An 18042-nucleotide genomic window follows, 5' to 3' on the forward strand; every position below is an offset into this window, starting at 1 on the left:
CTTTTGCCTTTTTTTTCATTTGGTAAATTTCTTAATGTTTATGGCTAAACGACAACCGTCATCCCGCTATTTGTTAGCGCCGCGGCGGTATGACGGTTCGTGGTGGTATGACGTAGAGTGCTTAGAAGCTGCTATTTTGCTACAAATGGCTGTAATGGCATCATCTATTTTATTGCTATCACAGCCTGTTTGTGCAAGTTCAGCGTTCCCACCACAATTTTTTTCAACTGCTATTGATACTAGTTCTTTTGCACTAATTTTATTAGCTAAGTCTTTACTTACTTTAATAATCAAGACTGTTTTATCTTTTTCTGTTGCCGTGAAAGCTATTATCGTTTTTGGTTTTTGTTGCTGCAAAACAAACTCTCTTATTATATTCGCTGGAATATTGGTAAAAGCATGACTTACAAAATTTATTCCATTTATTTCAGTGCTTTTTATGCTCTCTGCGCTTATAAGTTTTTTATATAAATTTTTTATTTTAGCTTCAGATTCTTTGCGCTCTTGATTTAAAATATTTAATCGGTTTATTATTTCACTTGCTGGTGCTTTTACGAATTCTGCAACTTTTTTTAAGTTAATTTCATTATCACGTACATAATTGATTGCTTCCTGACCAGTTAAAGCTTCAATTCTTCTCACTCCAAAAGCAACAGAACTTTCTGTTACTATCTTAAATAAACCAATTTCTCCAGTATGTTCAACGTGCGTGCCACCACACAGTTCTCTTGAATCTCCAATCTTCACTACTCTTACTTGGTTGCCATATTTTTCACCGAATAACGCCATAGCTCCTTCGTCTATTGCCTGATTCATGCTCTGAATTTTTGTAGACGTAGAAAGGTTTTCTCTGATTAGAGAGTTTACCATATCTTCTACTAAGAATAGCTGATCCTGAGTAACTTGAGTGTTATGACTAAAGTCAAATCGTAACTTATCCGGTGCAACTAGGGAACCTTTTTGAGTGACATGGTCACCCAAGATTTTTCTCAATACAAAGTGCAAAAGGTGTGTAGCTGAATGATTTCTTCTTAAGGTTTGCCTTCTTTCCTTGTCAATGCTTGCTGCAACTGTGTTACCTTTACAAATTGAACCGAACTTAACTATGCATCTGTGCAAATATAGGTCATTAACCTTATTGGTATTCTCGACTATAATAATACTTCTATCAGATTTGATCAGACTGCCAGTATCTCCCACCTGTCCACCTGACTCGCCATAAAAAGGTGTTTTATCAAGTATAATGGTTATCTTTTCTCCCTCCTTTGCAGAATCAATTACTTCATTTTTAGAGGAAACTATAGCTAGTATTTTCGCATCATTTACTTCATTGAACTCATAACCAACAAATTTTGTTTTGCCAAATTTATCGATCAAATCAAACCATACTTGCTCAACAGATTTTTCACCAGATCCAGCCCATTTAGCACGTGCTCTCTCTTTTTGTTCTCCCATTGCATCATCAAAACCCTTCTGGTCAAAATTTATTTTTTTCTCTTTTAAAATATCAAGTGTAATATCCAAAGGAAATCCATAAGTATCATATAGCTTAAACGCTAATTCTCCAGGCAGAGTGTCACCTGGTTTTAAATCTGCAGTGAATTTTTCCAATAGACTAATGCCTTTCATCAAAGTGTCTTTAAAGTTTTCTTCCTCTGATTTTAACGTCGTTTCTATTAAGCTTTTAGCTCTGACTAATTCAGCTCCCATATAAGCCGAACTCGTGCTATCTATCAACACTGGAAAAATACGATGGAGTAGGGAATCATTATATCCAAGCAGGTGAATATAACGTGTGGCTCTCCTAATTAATCTGCGTAATACGTAATTCCTGCCCTCATTTCCAGGAAGCACTCCTTCTGCGATGAGAAATGCAGCCGCGCGAAGATGATCTGCTACGATCTTATGCGCTATTTTATTTTCTGTTCTTCCACAATACTCTTGAGATTTATTTATCAAAGCAGAAAATAAATCAATATCATAGTTATCATGGACGTTTTGCATAACAGCCGCTATTCTTTCAAGACCCATTCCAGTATCGATGCATTTTTTTGGCAATTTGTGTAAATTACCTTCTTCATCTTTGTTAAACTCCATGAATACCAGATTCCAGATTTCAACAATTCTATCGCCCTCTTGTAAATTAGGACTCCCATGGTCATAAAAAATTTCAGAACATGGACCGCACGGACCAGTGCTTCCCATACTCCAAAAGTTATCATCCGTTGTAATTCTTATGATTTTATCACTTGAAAAGCCACTTATCTTACGCCAAATCTCGTACGCCTCATCATCAGTATGGTAGACGGTTATGGATAGTCTGTTTTTATCAAGAGATAACTCTTTAGTGATAAATTCCCACGCAAATTCTATCGCAGTTTCCTTAAAGTAATCACCGAAGCTAAAATTTCCGAGCATTTCAAAAAATGTGTGATGCCGAGTTGTATAGCCAACATTTTCCAGATCATTGTGTTTACCGCCTGCTCTTAGGCACTTTTGACTTGAGACAGCACGTTTCATTTCAGTTTTTTGAGCACCAGTAAAAATATTTTTAAACTGCACCATACCAGCATTTGTGAACATGAGCGTTGGGTCATGTTCTGGAATCAAAGGAGAAGAAGAAACCTGCTCGTGGTCATTATTTACAAAAAATTTTATAAATCTTTCTCTGATTTCGTTTAGCTTCATCGTTTTTATTGAGGTTATCTATAAATAATAAGTTGTAATGGAAATAAAATCAATACCACTCTCTAGATCTCAGAACTTCTAGTGACATGCACCTTGTGGTAAGAAAAAATCAATATATTCACGATAAATTTACCTCATATCTGTGTTTTATATGTGGAAATTGGAATGGAAATTTATGTAGGCAAAGAAAAAAGAATAGCAAATGTGGTGACTCAACACTGGAATGACATAAAAGGATCAGACAGAGATTGGCCAGAAAGGCATGAAATAGACACTGCAGAAATAATGGAGTCATGGCAGCATTGTTTTATCATTGAAGTCAAAGATCAAGGTTATATTTGCGAAAATGCAGGAGAAAAGGCTGTTGAATTCTATGGTTTTGAGAACAAGACGCGTATTGATAATAAGTATGCAATTGATGCACCATTTTTGCGACTATATAAAATAGATGCAGTCATTGATAAACTTGATACTGTAATAGAGAGTAAATGTCCAATCAACGAAGAGGAAGAAAGTGAAAGTGTTAAAATGAGGCAAGTATTGTTGCCACTTGGGAATAAAGAAGGTATAACACATATATTGGGCGTAATTACTTTTAAACTCCTTTAATATACAATTTTAATTTGATTCTTTAATAAAATTATTTATACTACTACTTAATTACTATTAAAGAACTCAATAGTAGTGCTTGTAAATTTGTTTAGAATATGAAGAAAATAAAATTAAAAACCAAATCCTCTGTCAAAAAGCGCTTTCACCTTACAGCTAAGGGTAAAGTCATTTCTACTCAGTCAGGCAAAAGGCATGGCATGGTAAAGAGAAGTAAATCTAATATTCGTAATCAGCGCGGTACAACGATTCTTGGTAAATCTGACTCGCGTATAGTTAAGCTTTATATGCCTTATGGTATTTAATAAAATGGAGGTAAAATAAAATGGCTCGGGTAAAACGTGGAGTCACTACTCACGCTCGTCATAAAAAAATATTGAAACTGGCAAAGGGTTATAGAGGGCGCGCAAAAAGTTGTTATAGAATTGCATTACAAAGAGTTGAAAAAGCACTGCAATATGCTTATAGAGACAGAAGAAATCGTAAACGTGATTTTCGTGGTTTATGGATAATACGTATTAATGCAGCAGTAAGAGAGCATGGGCTTACTTATGGTAGGTTTATGCATGGTCTTACACTTGCCGGCATTGATTTAAATAGAAAGATTCTTGCTGAGATGGCCGTTAATTATAAGGATGATTTTGCCAAATTAGTAGAAGCTGTAAGTGGTAAATTAGCAGAGAATTCTTAAAGCAAAGACACCATGAGAATTATTTTCATGGGGTCACCAGAATTCGCTGTTAGTACGCTAAACTTACTATTGAAATCACAGAATAAAATAGTAGCAGTATACACCAAGGCTCCAAAACCTTCAGGGCGTGGACAGAAGCCAACGAAATCTCCAGTACATGTTATCGCTGAAGAAAGTAACATAGAGGTATGTACTCCTATCTCTCTAAAGTTTTCGGCAGAGCAAGAAAAATTTAGAAATTTCAAACCAGACGTTGCAGTTGTAGCTGCGTATGGATTGATACTTCCAAGAGAAATTTTGAATATTCCAAAATATGGTTGTATTAATATTCATCCTTCATTACTACCAAGGTGGCGTGGTGCAGCCCCGATACAGCACACAATTTTAGCAGGAGATCAAGAAACCGGGGTTAGCATTATGCAACTGGATGAAGGATTAGATTCCGGCCCTATTTTAAAACAGGAAAAATTTCTTATCGAAAAGAACGATAATTACAAGACATTGCATGATAAATTGTCTGAATTAGGCAGTGATTTACTGCTGGAAGTGCTAAACGAAATTGAAAAACAGCTTCTCTTAAAACAGAACGATAACGATGCATGTTACGCTAACAAAGTGGAAGACTATAAAATTTATGCAAGTGATGCCTGTGAAGTTGCTTATAGAAAGGTTAAAGCGTTTTACCCAAAAGCATTCATTAAGATAGAAAATAAACGTATCAGGATACTTGATGCTGACTTTGAAGCTCTCGCTTCAGAACAAGGTAAGATTGTTAACGATAATATGCACATAAGTTTAAAAGGTGGCACTTTAATTCCTAAAGTTGTACAAATGGAAGGGAGAAATCCTTGCAGTATTGAAGATTTTATTCGTGGCTTGAAATCAAGCATGGTAAAAAAATTTATAGAATAGACTGCTTTAAATTAGTGTAGAAATGTAATAGCTAAATTTCCTTTTCTTAGATATAATCTTATAAAATTTTCTGTACAAAAATGAAAATCAAAAGAGCTTTAATATCGGTATATGATAAAACGAATATAATTGATCTTGCATCGTTTTTAATGCAGCAACAAATAGAAATTCTTTCAACAGGAAATACTTATAAAGCACTATCTGATGCCGGAATAAAAACGCAAGAAGTATCAGATTATACGCAATTTCCAGAGATACTGGGTGGTAGAGTAAAAACTTTACACCCTAAAATTCATGGAGGAATACTTTATGATCGAGAAAAGCACAAAAAGGAAGTGCAAGATCTAGAAATTGAGCCAATAGACCTGCTTATAACTAACCTATACCCATTTTGGGAGACAGTAAGTAGCAGCTCAAATGAAGAGCAAATTATAGAACAAATTGATATCGGCGGAGTGGCATTAATTAGAGCTGCAGCAAAAAACTTTCGTTTTACTTCAGTTATTTCTAGCATTCAAGACTATGAAGCACTGAAAGCTGAGATGATAGAAAATAACAATAAAACAACATTGGAATATAGAAAACACTTAGCAACCAAAGCATTTGCTCTCACTGCACACTACGATTCTAATATTCACAGTTGGTTTTTATCCCAGAGTAAAAATAATGAGTTACCAGAGTTTTTTGCTCTATACGGGCATAAAGTACAAGAACTCAGGTATGGTGAAAATCCCCATCAAAAAGCTGCATTTTATAGTAATCAATTTACAGAATATCCGTTGGAAAAACTACATGGAAAAGAGTTGAGTTATAATAATATAGTAGATATAGAATCCGCACTTAACATAACTTCTGAATTCGAAGAACCTGCAGCAGTGATAATCAAGCATAATAACCCATGTGGCGCTGCTATTGGTAATAATGCTTTGGAGGCATATGAAAAAGCTCTATCGTGCGATGAAGTAAGCAGTTTTGGTGGTATAGTTGCCTTAAACCGGGAGATAGATTTAAAGCTAGCGGAAAAATTAAACGAGATATTTTTAGAAGTAGTGATAGCACCATCGGTAAACAATGAGGCACTAAAAATTTTACAAAGAAAGAAAAATTTAAGAGTGATTATTCATAAATCTTTTCAACAAAATGTGAAATACCAAACTAAAAATGTTGTTGGTGGGTTTTTGGTGCAAGAAAATAATGACCACACAATAAAAGCAGAACAAGTAACAGAATGCACTGCAACAGACAAAGAAAAAAAAGATCTTATTTTTGCCTGGAAAATATGTAAGCATGTGAAATCCAACGCAATAGTTATAGCAAAAGATGGTTGTGCTATTGGCATCGGCGCAGGGCAAACAAGCAGAATAGATAGTGTGAACATTGCAGTGAAAAAAGCAGGTGAAAAATGTAAAGGTGCGGTGCTTGCTTCAGATGCATTTTTCCCATTTCCAGATAGCATAGTAGAAAGCACAAAACATGGAATTACAGCTATAATTCAGCCCGGTGGCTCGCTAAAAGATCAAGATGTGATAAAAGCTGCAAATGAAAATAAAATTGCTATGTTTTTCACTGGCGTTCGCAGTTTTTTCCATTAGGCTTTGTGTCTTATCGTCATACCGCCACAAACCGTCATACCGCCGCGGTATCTCTCAACATAGATCCCGCTAGCGGGATGACAAATATACCGCCGCGGCGCTAACAAGAGATCCCGCTAACAAGCAGCGGGATGACGAGCTTATCGTGCTGCCACGAACCGTCATGCCTCTGCGAACCGTCATACCGCGATTCATTCGCGGTATCTCAGCCGCTAACAAGCAGCGGGATGACGGCTGTCGCTTAGCCACAAACGTTAAAAAATTTACCAAATAAAAAAAAAGGCAAAGAAGCCCCGTGGTGCGAGTTTTGACCCTCTAATACTTTAAATTGGCGCTGTAATAATGTGCTAACGCTTAAAATAAGCGCGATTTGGCTGAATGTAGAAAAAATTAAAAAGACATGCAGCCGCTATAATTTTATGTAATCCGCCAATAGATACTCCAAGTTTTTTACTGAATTTTTGTTATTGAACCCGCGCGGATCAAAAACAAGTTTTGAGTCAGAAATACTCTTAATACTACAATAAGGGGGCTGGCGGAGTTTGTCAAGTAAGTTTTTTCGTTTCTGTGACCAGTTGGACTTAAAGTCTACACAAAAAACGTTTACAACCAACGTTCAACATGGTAAATTAAAAACGGTTTATTCCTCGGTAGCTCAGTGGTAGAGCAGTTGGCTGTTAACCAATTGGTCGCTGGTTCGAATCCGGCCCGGGGAGCGTTTCTCTGTGAAATTCTAGTGTTGATTTTATATGAACATTAAATCAGTGGTTTTATGTATACTAGATGGCTGGGGAAATGGAATAGAGAATAATAAATACAACGCTATTAGCAACGCAAATCCACCTTGTTGGCAATACATTAGCTCTAATTATCCAAAATGCAGTTTATCCGCCTGTGGAACTGATGTTGGGTTACCTGGTGGTCAGATAGGTAACTCAGAAGTTGGCCACATGAATATTGGCAGTGGTAGAGTAGTAATGCAAAGCCTTCAGCGCATTAATCAAGAGATTGGAACAATAGAAAACAATGTAAATCTACAAAGTTTTATTAATGATCTAAAAAGTAAGAATGGTATATGCCATCTAGTGGGATTGGTGTCAGATGGCGGTGTTCATTCGCATCAAAAGCATATTTCAACTTTAGCAAATAAAATATCACAGCATGGAATCAAAGTGGTGATACATGCATTTTTAGATGGCAGAGACACATTGCCAAATTCAGGAAAAAAATGCATTCAAGAATTTATAAAGAGTATAAAGGGAAATGACATAAGAATTGCTACTGTTTCTGGGCGTTACTATGCTATGGACCGTGATAACAGGTGGGAGAGAACAATTGAAGCTTATGAGGCTATCGCATTTGCAAAGGCACCTCGTCATGATAATGCAGTATCGTTGATTGATGAAAATTATCAAAATAACATAACTGATGAGTTTGTCAGGCCTGCAGTAATAGGTGACTATCAAGGTATAAAACCAGAAGATGGAGTGCTGTTGGCTAACTTTCGTGCTGATCGAATGATACAATTAGCAAGTATTTTGCTAGGCAAAACAGACTATATTGAGGTAGCAAAACTCTCTTCAATTCTAAGCATGATGAAATATAAAGAAGATCTCAAAATTCCTCATATTTTTCCTCCTACTTCTTTCGCTGATACTCTAGGACAAACAATAGCAGACAATAAATTGCAACAATTACGTATCGCCGAAACCGAGAAATACGCTCATGTGACTTTCTTTTTCAATTGTGGAAAAGAAGAACCTTTCTCTGGTGAAGAAAGAATACTCATTCCCTCACCAAAAGTTCAAACTTACGATTTGCAGCCCGAAATGTCAGCCTTCGAGCTCACAGAAAAGCTTGTAGAAAAAATTCACTCCCAAGAATTCGCACTGATAGTTGTAAATTACGCTAATCCTGATATGGTAGGGCATACAGGTAATATAAAAGCAGCCGAGAAAGCTGTGCTAGCTGTAGATGATTGTCTTGCGAAAGTGCTGAGTGCTGTTAAAAAGTCAAGCAACACCGCATTAATTGTCACTGCAGACCACGGTAATGTGGAATGTATGTTCGATGAAGAAAATAATACACCTCACACAGCACACACTCTAAATAAAGTGCCATTTATTGTGTCTTGCGATAATCTAAAACTAAGAGACGGAAGGTTATCTGACATTGCCCCTACTATTTTACAGCTACTTGGAATTAAAAAACCAAACGAAATGACAGGCAGTTCGTTGATTTCTTGCATTACCCTCTGTCATTCCAGCTAGGCAGCGTTATGCACCGGAATGACATCAAATAGATGTGTTTTAACTTAATCCAACTTTTAAATTTTTCGCTGTTAGTACTAATGATTCATTAAAGAAGCTGTCAATATCACCAATACTATCTATATTTTTTGTACTGATAGATTGGTCAATTCTTTTGACCAAATTAGATAAAACTTTATTAGGGCCAATTTCAACAAATTTGTTAATGCCACGGCTTGACATATACAAAACCATTTCTCTCCATTTCACTCTGCTTACAACTTGCTTGGCGAGTAAAGTTTTTATAACTTTGGGATCACTCTCCTCTTTAGCTGTAACATTTGATATCAAAGGAACTATAGGACGGGTTATTTTAATACCCTTCAAAAACTCCAAAACTTTTTCATCAGCAGGTTTCATAAGAGATGAATGAAAAGGCCCACTAACCTGTAATTTAATTAGTTTCCTCACACTCGAGTTTTTGAATAAATCGGGTAACATTTCAAGAGCTTCTCTAGTGCCACTTATAACCACTTGTCCGCCACCGTTATCGTTTGCAATTTCACAAATTCCGTCAATTTGAACTGATTTCAATATATCTTCCACTTCATTTATCTCTGCTCCAAGCAACGCAACCATTCCGCCTTTACATTTCAGTGAAGCTTCATGCATTGCTTCGCTGCGAACTTTCAGCAGCTTGATTGCAGACTCAAGCGTTAACGCTCCTGCAGCACACAGCGCTGTATATTCGCCAACTGAATGCCCACAAACATATTTAACATTGTGATCAGTGAAAAGAGATTTGCCAAACACATGCTCCATAACACGTAGCATTGCAATTGATACTGCCATTATAGCTGGCTGAGCGTTTTCTGTAATGGTTAATTCTTCAATAGGACCGTTGAAGATTAAATGAGACAGCTTTCCATCCAATATGCTATCTACTTCATTAAATACTTGTCTTGCAACAGAAAACTCACTATATAAGCTCCTGCCCATTCCTACAAACTGAGAGCCCTGACCAGGGAAAGCGAAAATCATGATAATTATTACTTATTCCTTATTAAGTATAACATTTTATTTATTTTTTGTCAATATTTTAGAATAATGATTGACTTAGTGAATTAAGTTCACTAGAATGTTAACTGACTAAAAGTTTATAAACAACAATGAATTATCATAAAATTATTATAGTTATGACAGACGGTCAAGAGTTTGAAACTCGTTCCACTTATGGAAAGGAGGGAGATAGGGTAAAACTTGATAGAGATCCTCTTACTCACCCTGCATGGACTGGAAGTTTGACAAGCGGGTTAGCAAGTAAAACTAGCAAATTAGCTAAGTTTAACGATAAATATGGAAGCATTTTCTAATTCTCCTCCTCTTTAAGTTTTAGAGAGTTTACTGAAGCATGCATAAATACAAAAATATAGGCTATGTTGCTTCTCCATCACCAAAATCGCAGGAAGTATCTAAACTATTAAAGAAACTTAATTTTATCAATATAACAGAAGAAAATAAGTCCGAAATCGATCTATTGATAGTTGTTGCCGGTGATGGCTTTATGCTACGCACCTTGCATAATTACGTTATAGAAAATAAAAACATGCATGTGTATGGGGTAAATACCGGCAATGTTGGGTTTTTGATGAATAAATGCTTTAGCCGCAGTGAAGATTTAATTGATCATATAGAACATGCAACTTCAACTCAGTTAACTTTGCTAAAAATGGAAGCAACAGACACAAGTGGCAAGAGGTATCACTACATAGCGGTAAACGAGGTATATGTTTTTAGAAAAGCAAACCAAATAGTAGAAATGAATATCACTATTAATGATAAGCTAAAAGTAGAAAAATTTAGAGGGGACGGAGTAATATTATCTACTCCCACAGGTAGCACTGCATATAACTTCTCTGCCGGTGGCCCAATCTTGCCGCTAAATTCAAATTTACTTGCATTAACCTCTATCAATAGCTATTACCCAAGGCATTGGAATGGAGCGTTAATATCAAACGATACAATCGTACAAATTGACATTAACGACACAAAAAACCGTCCAGCACTTGTAGTATCAGATTACAAAGAATTTCATGATATATCACAGATAAAAATACAAAAAGACCATGAGAACACAATCACTTTGCTTTTTGACAAAGATTACCCTCTGAATGAAAGAATCTTTGATAGACAATTTCTATACTAATAATGTATCTGTTCAGATACATGGCTAATGTACAAATATTGAAACAAAAATTCCAGTGTCCCTGTGATGTCATTCCAGTGCTTGACACTGGAATCCAGCTTTTGATCAAAAATGTTGTATAGTACACAATCAAATTTTCTGGATCCCAGTGTCTGGGCACTGGGATGACACCCATTTGTTCCTATAGTTGTCTTTTCTCGTCTACCTTATTTTGCCACTCTGCTAAACAGATACATTATCTGTAAATTGGTATTTACTACATCTTAATAACTATAGCGTAATCAATGCAGCATAGTAATTAACTTTGGAGTGAATATGCATGGGTCAGTCGAAAAATCAACAGTAAAATTAACTTCTTACGAACAAACAGGTGACAATAGCAAGATAACACTAAAAGATCCACCATCGCCTGAAGAAGCAGGAAATGCTATCTCAAGTGTACTGAATGTAGTACCACGTGTGCAGGGAATGTCACATGAAGAATCAGATGATGAGGAAGTGGATCCTACTTATGCATCTGTAAATCGACAAAAAGATGGTGATGGAGCACCACCGATTTTGCCAAAAGCTCCAGGTTTACAAGACAAAGAAGACAAAAATTTGTTTGGTCTTAGTACTGAAGTACTACCTCCTTCCCTAGAAGAAACAAAAGGTGAGACTCATGATTGGGTATCACAAACAGCAAGTTTAGGTTTAGGAGGATTATCTGGTAATGGATCAGAAGAACATATTTATGCAGCTATAGACCCAAATGCAAAATCTTCGAAAAAGAGTTTAGACAGTGGAATAGGTGGTCAAAACTCAAAAGATGATTTAGGTGCGTCTTCAAATACTTTACCATCGTATAAAAGCAAAGATGACTCTGAAGAGTCTTTGTCACTAAATTCTGATATAGGTAGCACAACAAATAAAAAAACAAACAGATTCTTGCCAAGAGCAAAGTATGCCATGCAGCAGAAGGGTTTTATAATTTTTGGTGCAAGTGCTATTATACTCAGTATATCTGCAGCTTTATTATATTTACAAGATAAAGCAAAATTTATTGCATTTTTTACAAACAGCCCAAAATATATCACTATACCAGTTATCGCACTTGCTGCATTGCTTGCAATTGGTCCAATATTTTTTGCAACAAGGCAATTTATAGATACTGAAGAACATTCCATTCAAAAAAAAGATGCGGATAAAATTTTAGCTGAGGTGTTGGAGCACCAGCCAAAAGATAAAGCTATAAAATCTGTAAGACTGGAATATAGCAATGGCACTCATTCAAATTTTGTACTTAATGCTTGGGAAGCTAAACAAGGCTTCACTAACATTGACGAAAAAGTAATTACTAGAACTAATAAAATAAAATCAGTAATTAACGACAGACCAATATTTACTGCATTATTTACTGGTGTAGTTGCTGCAAATATAGCGTTTCCTCTAGGGCTACTTGCAACACATGGTGTTAATGGTGTACAAAAATTTTACCAAAACCCTTTGACTAATAACATAGGATTATCATTACTTATAGGTTCTGGTATACTTGCATTACTCATTGTGGGTTTTGGCATACATTATTATAGAAAAACAAATTGCACTAATCTTATATATTCGCAGGAAAAGATTGACCCTGAAAGCGTTAACAAGAAATTCATTGAAGAAATAAAACACGAAAGAACAAATGTTCTTGGGGAAAACCACGGTAAAGACGCTAAACGCAGCAGCTTAACGCTTGAGCAAGTTGTGGTTCAATCTCATAATTGTAAGGATGTTGTTTATAGTGTCGGTTAATAAAATGCATGATATAGCTAGTGCAGCCCTACGTCATACCGCCGCAGACCGTCATACCGCGATTCATTCGCGGTATCTCTAGATCCCGCTAACACGTAGCGGGATGACGATTGTCAGGGTAGCACCTCCCTCCCCTGTCATCCAAGTAGCTGACACTGGGATGACAAAAAAAGGAGCACTGGAATGACATCACAGGGGCACTGAAATGACATCCTCCTAGTAGAGATCGCTTTTGTAATTGCAACATTCACGTGTATCCGTTCAGCTAAGCGGTGTAAGAGATGATAGATAAGAGGTTTTGGAAAGGATTGAGACCCCTTTGTTTCCATGTCAAGTATAATGAAATTATCCGTTCAAGGAATGCATTTCCCCGCTTCGATTGGGTAAAATATGAATTTTTGCGATAAACGACATAATGCCGAATTTGCTGTTCAGCATGGTTATTTGTCAGCGGAATATTTTCTGGGTCATCTAAAAATTTCCACATCATTCTTTCAGATTTCAAAATATTCTTTGCAACTCGAGAAGCTCCAATTGCTTCAGGTAAGCGAGATATTTCCTTCAAATAATACCTTGTACGTTTTCGCAATTTTCTTGCACGTCTGGCAAATCTTAAAATGTCTATCTCATTTTTTAGTAAAGCTTTTTTTAGTGCAAATAATTCAGTAGTGACATCTCTTACATAACAGCCAAGAATCTTAACTTCAATGTTCCAGCTATGAGCCAGCCTCTCAAAATCTCTTATTAAATAAGCCCAGCAGATTTGCCTTTTCTTATCATTAAAGTAGTTGTAGGCTGAATATCTATCAGTTACTATCAAACTATTGCGATTGCAAAATGTGCTGTCTTGCAAAACCTTCATTCCTCTTGATTCTGTCAATTTTACAAAACTTGCCGTATTGCTTGCAAACATCCAACACCAGCCAAGTTTTCCTTTGTTATAGTGACTGGTTTCATCGATATGCAAAACCTCACTTCTGCTTATTTCTTGTTCGATTTGCTCATATGTTTTTTCGCATTTTAATGCAACTCTGTGTTCACTATTTGATATGCTGCCAACACTTATGTTCAAATTAAAAATGTCATTTATGATACTAGCCACTTCATGCTTTGAGTTTTTGTAAAATCCGCTGAGTGCTGCAATTATAGACTTAACCCTTGGACCAAATGTATCTGGCGTAACACCTTCTGGTAACTTGCTACTTTTTCTTTTTCTGCATCTCCAACAACGACCATGTTCCAATTACTACATAAGGCCTAATTTCCGGAAGATCAACTTTTTGGTGAACATAAGGTTTTTCGCATATTACAAGCTCTCCTCCGCATTCGCAAATATTAGGCAACTCTATTTTTACTACTTTATCCGCTTCCATTGTAGCATGAAAATTTCCTTTATGCTCAACCTGATCGCCAACATTCCTTTCGCTTTTTGGCTTGTCCTTTTTTGTTTTGTACAATTCTTTAGAGCTCGGTAGAGATGAATTTTTCGAGTTTAAACCAAGCCTTTCCTTTAATTCAGCGTTCTCTATCTTTAAAGCTTTATTTTCTGCTTTTAAGTTTTCTATCTCTGCTTTCAGTTTTTCTATTTTTTGCTGTAAATTTTTGCAAAGTTCTAAAAGGTTTACCACATTACCTCACTTTTGCTCTATGATTATCTTTTTAGATCACTTTGTCTACCTTATTCTACCACTCCGCTGAACGGATACCTTGGGTTAGCTATAGCTAACACCACAATTGTACTAACATTGTGATTTGAGAACAACCTTCACCAGAAAGGGTGTCATTCCAGTATTAAGCACTGGAATGACGAGAGGTAACGCAAGAAGTTTACTCTTAATAAAAACCTGATGATGAATCATTATTACCAAATTTCGGCCTATTTCTGTTGCTGAAACCAGAACGAGGACGAGGAGGCCTCTTATGGTGACTTCCTCCAGGTTTTCTACTAAATGAATTATTGTAATAATTATCCCTGTCATTTGGACCATCTTTCCTTTCCTCGTTGTAAAGCTCACCTTCAAAAAACTCTCCCGTCTCTTGATCAACCCGACGTCTTGACAACTTTGGACACCCACCTTTTTCGAAGTCAATTACTAGTGCTTTGAAAGTATCATCTTGTTTAAGTACGCTCTCTATAGAATCTATATGTTCATTAGCTACTTCACTTATGTGCATTTTTCCTTTTCTGCCATTAAGAAATTCAAGCTCTACAATAGACTTCTCTATTCTTGCAACCTTGACATCAACTATAGAACCTTGTTCTAGTTCTGTTATTGAATCAATCATCATACTCTTTGCAATTTCAGCTTCAGTGCCACTCGTAGCAAAAACAGAAACTTTACCATCATCTCCTATTTCAATTTTTGCATTACTTCTTTCACACACACTGCGTATATTTTTCCCCTTAGAACCTATAGCAGCAGAAATTTTGTCTTTATCTATGTAAAATGATAACATCCTTGGTGCATGGTCTTTGACATCATCACTGTGTTCTGAAATCACTGCATTCATTTTTTCTAAAATAAGTAATCTTCCAGCTTTTGCCTGTTCTAAAGATTTTTCAACAATTTCAAAGCTTATACCAGAAATTTTCATGTCCATTTGTAGCGCCGTAACCCCTTCACTAGTTCCTGCTACTTTAAAGTCCATATCACCAAGATAATCTTCATCACCAAGTATATCGGAAAGTATTACATACTCGTCTTTATCTTTGATGAGACCCATAGCAATTCCAGCAACAGGGGCCTTTATTGGCACACCCGTATCCATTAAAGCAAGAGAAGTCCCACAAACTGTTGCCATAGAAGAAGAACCATCAGACTCCAAAATTTCGGACACTACTCTTATTGTATAAGGAAATTCAGACTTATCGGGTAAAACAGGATGAATTGCTTTCCAAGCAAGTTTGCCATGACCGATTTCTCTTCTTCCTGGTGCACGCGCAGCAGAAGTTTCTCCAACAGCAAATGAGGGAAAGTTATAATGCAACATGAAATGCTCACGTCTATCCCCTTCAATATCATCCACAATTTGCTCATCTTGAGTGGTGCCAAGAGCAGTAACAACCAGTGCCTGAGTATTGCCTCTTGTAAATAGTGCAGAACCGTGAGTTTTGGACAGAATATCAACTTCAACTTCTATCTGACGTATCTCATCATGCTTACGACCGTCTATCCTTACACTTTTCTTCCTAATTATTTCACGTACTAAAGATCTTTCAAAATTTTTTACTGCATACGTAATTAACTTTTCGTCTTTTCCAGTTTCTTTAAGAGTATTCAATATATTCTCTCTGATCGCTTCTAGAGCTTGAACTCGCTCTTGTTTTACTGTTTGCGAATATGCTTTTTCAAAATCTTTACCGTATTTTTCGAGCTCTTGTGTTATATCTGATGCATCAATAGGGGCAAAGCTCTCAGGTTTATTGCCAATTGTATCAGCAAACTCTTTTATGAGCTTAATGACAGGCTTAAGGTGTTCATGGCCAAATTTTATTGCATTAAAAACATTTTCTTCAGAGAGCTCTTTCACTTCTGATTCAACCATTAAAATTGAATTTTCATCACCAGACAAAAACAGATCCAAGCTGCTTGCTTTCATCTCTTGAACAGAAGGGTTGAGTATATAGTTATTATTTTCATCACAACCAACCATCACTCCAGCTATAGTAAAGTGAAAGGGAACACCAGAAATTGCAAGAGCTGCAACAGCACCAATCAATGCTGGCACTTCAGGAGGATTGACTGTATCATAAGTTAATAGATTGCACACCACACTAATTTCATCATGAAATCCTTCTGGGAATAGTGGTCTTATACTTCTATCTATTACTCTTGAGATTAAAGTTTCTCTATCAGATGGCTTGCCTTCTCTTTTAAAAAACCCGCCAGGGATCTTACCCATGGCATAGCTTTTTGCGATAAACTGCACATTTAAAGGTAGGAAATCAACGCTTTCTTCCTTCTTTTTACGTACAACAGTTACTAAAACAGAAGTATCACCGTAATTTACAACTACTGAACCATGAGCTTGGCGTGCTATTTTTCCTGTTTCTAAAGATAAGGCACGACCACCCCACTCTATAGATTTTTTTATAATTTTAAACATATTAAATTCCTCGATTATTTTCTAATGCCTAACTTCTCTATTAATTCCTGATAGGCTTCATTACCAAATTTACGCTTTATATAATTTAAGTGCTTGCGTCTTCTACCTATCAATATAAGTAAACCACGCTTAGAGTGATGGTCATGCTTGTGCACTTTAAAATGCTCAGTTAAGTTACTGATCCTCTCGGTCAAAATTGCACATTGTACAAAAGATGAGCCTGTATCATCTTCTTTAATTGCATATATATTTATCAAACTCTTTTTCTTTTCGGATGTTATCGACATCTAAACCTCATTTTAAATATTAAAAACACGAATAGGTTTCACACAACCATAAATAAAACTGCAGATTGCAATAGGTACACTACCCACCACCGTACAACAAATATCATGATTCTTTAAATTACGCAAGTTATTTAATACAACTTCCTGACCTTTTCTGATTTTCCCCGCATCTTCTAGGGAAATTTCAACTTTGAACATCGATTTTAAAGCCGATTCAATGGGGATGACGAAACTTTTTGTATTACTCCCTGTCACTCCATCATCTTCTGTCATCCCACCCCCCTCTGTCATCCAAGTAGCTGACACTGGGATGACGAGAAAGGAGCACTGGAATGACATCATAGGGGCGCTACCATCATAAAGGAACCAGTGTCAGCTACTTGGATGACAGAGGGGCGCTGGGATGACACCCTGACAATCGTCATCCCGCTGCTTGTTAGCGGGATCTATGCTAAAGGAGATACTTGGATAACAAGAAATATAGGTACTGGAATTGTAAAGAGTTTGCAAATATTAGTTATTACCTGTAGGATATAAAGAAATTAGTAAGGATTTTAATAGGAATAATATGCCATCTGTTACTTTTATTTTACCTGATGGGAGTAAGAAAAGCTATGAAGCTGCAGAGGGAGAAACTCTGCTCAATTTAGCCCACAGAAGTGATCCAGATCTGCTTGAAGGTGCATGTGAAGGTTCTCTTGCTTGCTCTACATGCCATGTAATTGTTGATCCAAAGTTTTATAATGCTGTAGAAATACATAACCCTATATCTGATGAGGAAAATGATATGTTAGACCTAGCTTTCGGCTTAACAGAGACGTCGAGGCTTGGATGCCAAATAAAAATCACAAAAGATATCGACGGCTTGTGTGTAACCATACCAAGGGGTACAAGAAACATATCATTAGATAAATAGGGGAAT

15 protein-coding genes, 1 tRNA gene and 2 pseudogenes are annotated in these 18042 nt (G+C 36.4%); 11 read left to right on the top strand and 7 right to left on the bottom strand.

Annotated features, from left to right (window positions below):
- Nucleotides 1-66: 66 nt before the first annotated feature.
- Nucleotides 67-2688 (bottom strand): alanine--tRNA ligase, encoded by a 2622-nt coding sequence (gene alaS / locus WHA_RS03980; protein ID WP_015589251.1) that lies wholly within the window; start codon nt 2686-2688, stop codon nt 67-69.
- Between the two features lie 165 nt (nt 2689-2853).
- Here alaS and WHA_RS03985 point away from each other — a divergent pair, with 165 nt between their 5' ends.
- The 7 genes from WHA_RS03985 to gpmI all read left to right on the top strand — a co-directional run bounded on the left by WHA_RS03985 (nt 2854) and on the right by gpmI (nt 8762).
- Nucleotides 2854-3297, top strand: coding sequence for a PAS domain-containing protein (locus WHA_RS03985; protein WP_015589252.1), 444 nt, complete (start codon nt 2854-2856; stop codon nt 3295-3297).
- Nucleotides 3298-3395: 98 nt separating this feature from the next.
- Nucleotides 3396-3602 carry a 50S ribosomal protein L35 gene (gene rpmI / locus WHA_RS03990; RefSeq protein WP_015589253.1) on the top strand — a complete coding sequence of 69 codons (207 nt, stop codon included), beginning with the start codon at nt 3396-3398 and terminating at the stop codon, nt 3600-3602.
- Nucleotides 3603-3622: 20 nt separating this feature from the next.
- Nucleotides 3623-3988, top strand: a complete 366-nt coding sequence (gene rplT, locus WHA_RS03995; RefSeq protein WP_015589254.1) for a 50S ribosomal protein L20 — start codon at nt 3623-3625, stop codon at nt 3986-3988.
- Nucleotides 3989-4000: 12 nt separating this feature from the next.
- Nucleotides 4001-4900, top strand: coding sequence for a methionyl-tRNA formyltransferase (fmt, locus tag WHA_RS04000; RefSeq protein WP_015589255.1), 900 nt, complete (start codon nt 4001-4003; stop codon nt 4898-4900).
- An 80-nt stretch (nt 4901-4980) separates the two neighbouring features.
- Nucleotides 4981-6492, top strand: coding sequence for a bifunctional phosphoribosylaminoimidazolecarboxamide formyltransferase/IMP cyclohydrolase (purH, locus tag WHA_RS04005; protein WP_015589256.1), 1512 nt, complete (start codon nt 4981-4983; stop codon nt 6490-6492).
- A gap of 644 nt (nt 6493-7136) precedes the next feature.
- Nucleotides 7137-7208, top strand: a tRNA-Asn gene (locus WHA_RS04010).
- A gap of 33 nt (nt 7209-7241) precedes the next feature.
- Complete coding sequence (gene gpmI / locus WHA_RS04015; RefSeq protein ID WP_015589257.1) at nt 7242-8762, top strand: 2,3-bisphosphoglycerate-independent phosphoglycerate mutase; 1521 nt, start codon at nt 7242-7244, stop codon at nt 8760-8762.
- A 39-nt stretch (nt 8763-8801) separates the two neighbouring features.
- Here the strand turns inward: gpmI and fabD are convergent, their stop codons facing one another.
- Nucleotides 8802-9782, bottom strand: coding sequence for an ACP S-malonyltransferase (gene fabD / locus WHA_RS04020; protein ID WP_015589258.1), 981 nt, complete (start codon nt 9780-9782; stop codon nt 8802-8804).
- A gap of 128 nt (nt 9783-9910) precedes the next feature.
- On the opposite strand from fabD, the gene rpmE reads away from it, so the two are divergent.
- Entirely contained in the window at nt 9911-10114 is a 204-nt protein-coding gene (rpmE, locus tag WHA_RS04025; RefSeq protein ID WP_007548602.1) for a 50S ribosomal protein L31, read from the top strand.
- A gap of 38 nt (nt 10115-10152) precedes the next feature.
- Entirely contained in the window at nt 10153-10947 is a 795-nt protein-coding gene (locus WHA_RS04030; RefSeq protein WP_015589259.1) for an NAD kinase, read from the top strand.
- A gap of 61 nt (nt 10948-11008) precedes the next feature.
- Here WHA_RS04030 and WHA_RS07555 read toward each other — a convergent pair.
- Nucleotides 11009-11116 (bottom strand): annotated as a pseudogene (locus WHA_RS07555) (WPE palindromic element domain-containing protein); the annotation flags it as partial.
- Nucleotides 11117-11262: 146 nt separating this feature from the next.
- Here WHA_RS07555 and WHA_RS04035 point away from each other — a divergent pair.
- Nucleotides 11263-12726 carry a hypothetical protein gene (locus WHA_RS04035; RefSeq protein ID WP_015589260.1) on the top strand — a complete coding sequence of 488 codons (1464 nt, stop codon included), beginning with the start codon at nt 11263-11265 and terminating at the stop codon, nt 12724-12726.
- 265 nt (nt 12727-12991) lie between these two features.
- On the opposite strand, the pseudogene tnpC reads toward WHA_RS04035, so the two are convergent.
- From tnpC to WHA_RS04060, 4 genes and pseudogenes are all read right to left on the bottom strand, one after another.
- A pseudogene (gene tnpC, locus WHA_RS04040) lies at nt 12992-14354 on the bottom strand (IS66 family transposase).
- Nucleotides 14355-14559: 205 nt separating this feature from the next.
- Nucleotides 14560-16833: a polyribonucleotide nucleotidyltransferase gene (pnp, locus tag WHA_RS04050; protein WP_015589261.1), complete on the bottom strand. Its 2274-nt coding sequence runs from the start codon at nt 16831-16833 to the stop codon at nt 14560-14562.
- 14 nt (nt 16834-16847) lie between these two features.
- A complete protein-coding gene (gene rpsO, locus WHA_RS04055; RefSeq protein WP_006279944.1) occupies nt 16848-17120 on the bottom strand; it encodes a 30S ribosomal protein S15 in 273 nt (90 codons plus the stop codon).
- Nucleotides 17121-17132: 12 nt separating this feature from the next.
- On the bottom strand, nt 17133-17462 hold the full coding sequence (locus WHA_RS04060; RefSeq protein WP_227738555.1) for a hypothetical protein: 330 nt from the start codon (nt 17460-17462) through the stop codon (nt 17133-17135).
- A gap of 226 nt (nt 17463-17688) precedes the next feature.
- On the opposite strand from WHA_RS04060, the gene WHA_RS04065 reads away from it, so the two are divergent.
- A complete protein-coding gene (locus WHA_RS04065) occupies nt 17689-18036 on the top strand; it encodes a ferredoxin family 2Fe-2S iron-sulfur cluster binding protein (protein WP_012673282.1) in 348 nt (115 codons plus the stop codon).
- The last annotated feature ends 6 nt before the right edge of the window (nt 18037-18042 follow it).

This window comes from Wolbachia endosymbiont of Drosophila simulans wHa, assembly GCF_000376605.1.
Taxonomy (GTDB): Bacteria; Pseudomonadota; Alphaproteobacteria; order Rickettsiales; family Anaplasmataceae; genus Wolbachia; species Wolbachia pipientis.

Bases quoted from the DNA above. Each gene is read 5' to 3' on its own strand.
- alaS (WP_015589251.1), bottom strand. From the start codon at position 2,688: ATGAAGCTAAACGAAATCAGAGAAAGATTTATAAAATTTTTTGTAAAT.
- WHA_RS03985 (WP_015589252.1), top strand. From the start codon at position 2,854: ATGGAAATTTATGTAGGCAAAGAAAAAAGAATAGCAAATGTGGTGACT.
- rpmI (WP_015589253.1), top strand. From the start codon at position 3,396: ATGAAGAAAATAAAATTAAAAACCAAATCCTCTGTCAAAAAGCGCTTT.
- rplT (WP_015589254.1), top strand. From the start codon at position 3,623: ATGGCTCGGGTAAAACGTGGAGTCACTACTCACGCTCGTCATAAAAAA.
- fmt (WP_015589255.1), top strand. From the start codon at position 4,001: ATGAGAATTATTTTCATGGGGTCACCAGAATTCGCTGTTAGTACGCTA.
- purH (WP_015589256.1), top strand. From the start codon at position 4,981: ATGAAAATCAAAAGAGCTTTAATATCGGTATATGATAAAACGAATATA.
- gpmI (WP_015589257.1), top strand. From the start codon at position 7,242: ATGAACATTAAATCAGTGGTTTTATGTATACTAGATGGCTGGGGAAAT.
- fabD (WP_015589258.1), bottom strand. From the start codon at position 9,782: ATGATTTTCGCTTTCCCTGGTCAGGGCTCTCAGTTTGTAGGAATGGGC.
- rpmE (WP_007548602.1), top strand. From the start codon at position 9,911: ATGAATTATCATAAAATTATTATAGTTATGACAGACGGTCAAGAGTTT.
- WHA_RS04030 (WP_015589259.1), top strand. From the start codon at position 10,153: ATGCATAAATACAAAAATATAGGCTATGTTGCTTCTCCATCACCAAAA.
- WHA_RS04035 (WP_015589260.1), top strand. From the start codon at position 11,263: ATGCATGGGTCAGTCGAAAAATCAACAGTAAAATTAACTTCTTACGAA.
- pnp (WP_015589261.1), bottom strand. From the start codon at position 16,833: ATGTTTAAAATTATAAAAAAATCTATAGAGTGGGGTGGTCGTGCCTTA.
- rpsO (WP_006279944.1), bottom strand. From the start codon at position 17,120: ATGTCGATAACATCCGAAAAGAAAAAGAGTTTGATAAATATATATGCA.
- WHA_RS04060 (WP_227738555.1), bottom strand. From the start codon at position 17,462: ATGATGTCATTCCAGTGCTCCTTTCTCGTCATCCCAGTGTCAGCTACT.
- WHA_RS04065 (WP_012673282.1), top strand. From the start codon at position 17,689: ATGCCATCTGTTACTTTTATTTTACCTGATGGGAGTAAGAAAAGCTAT.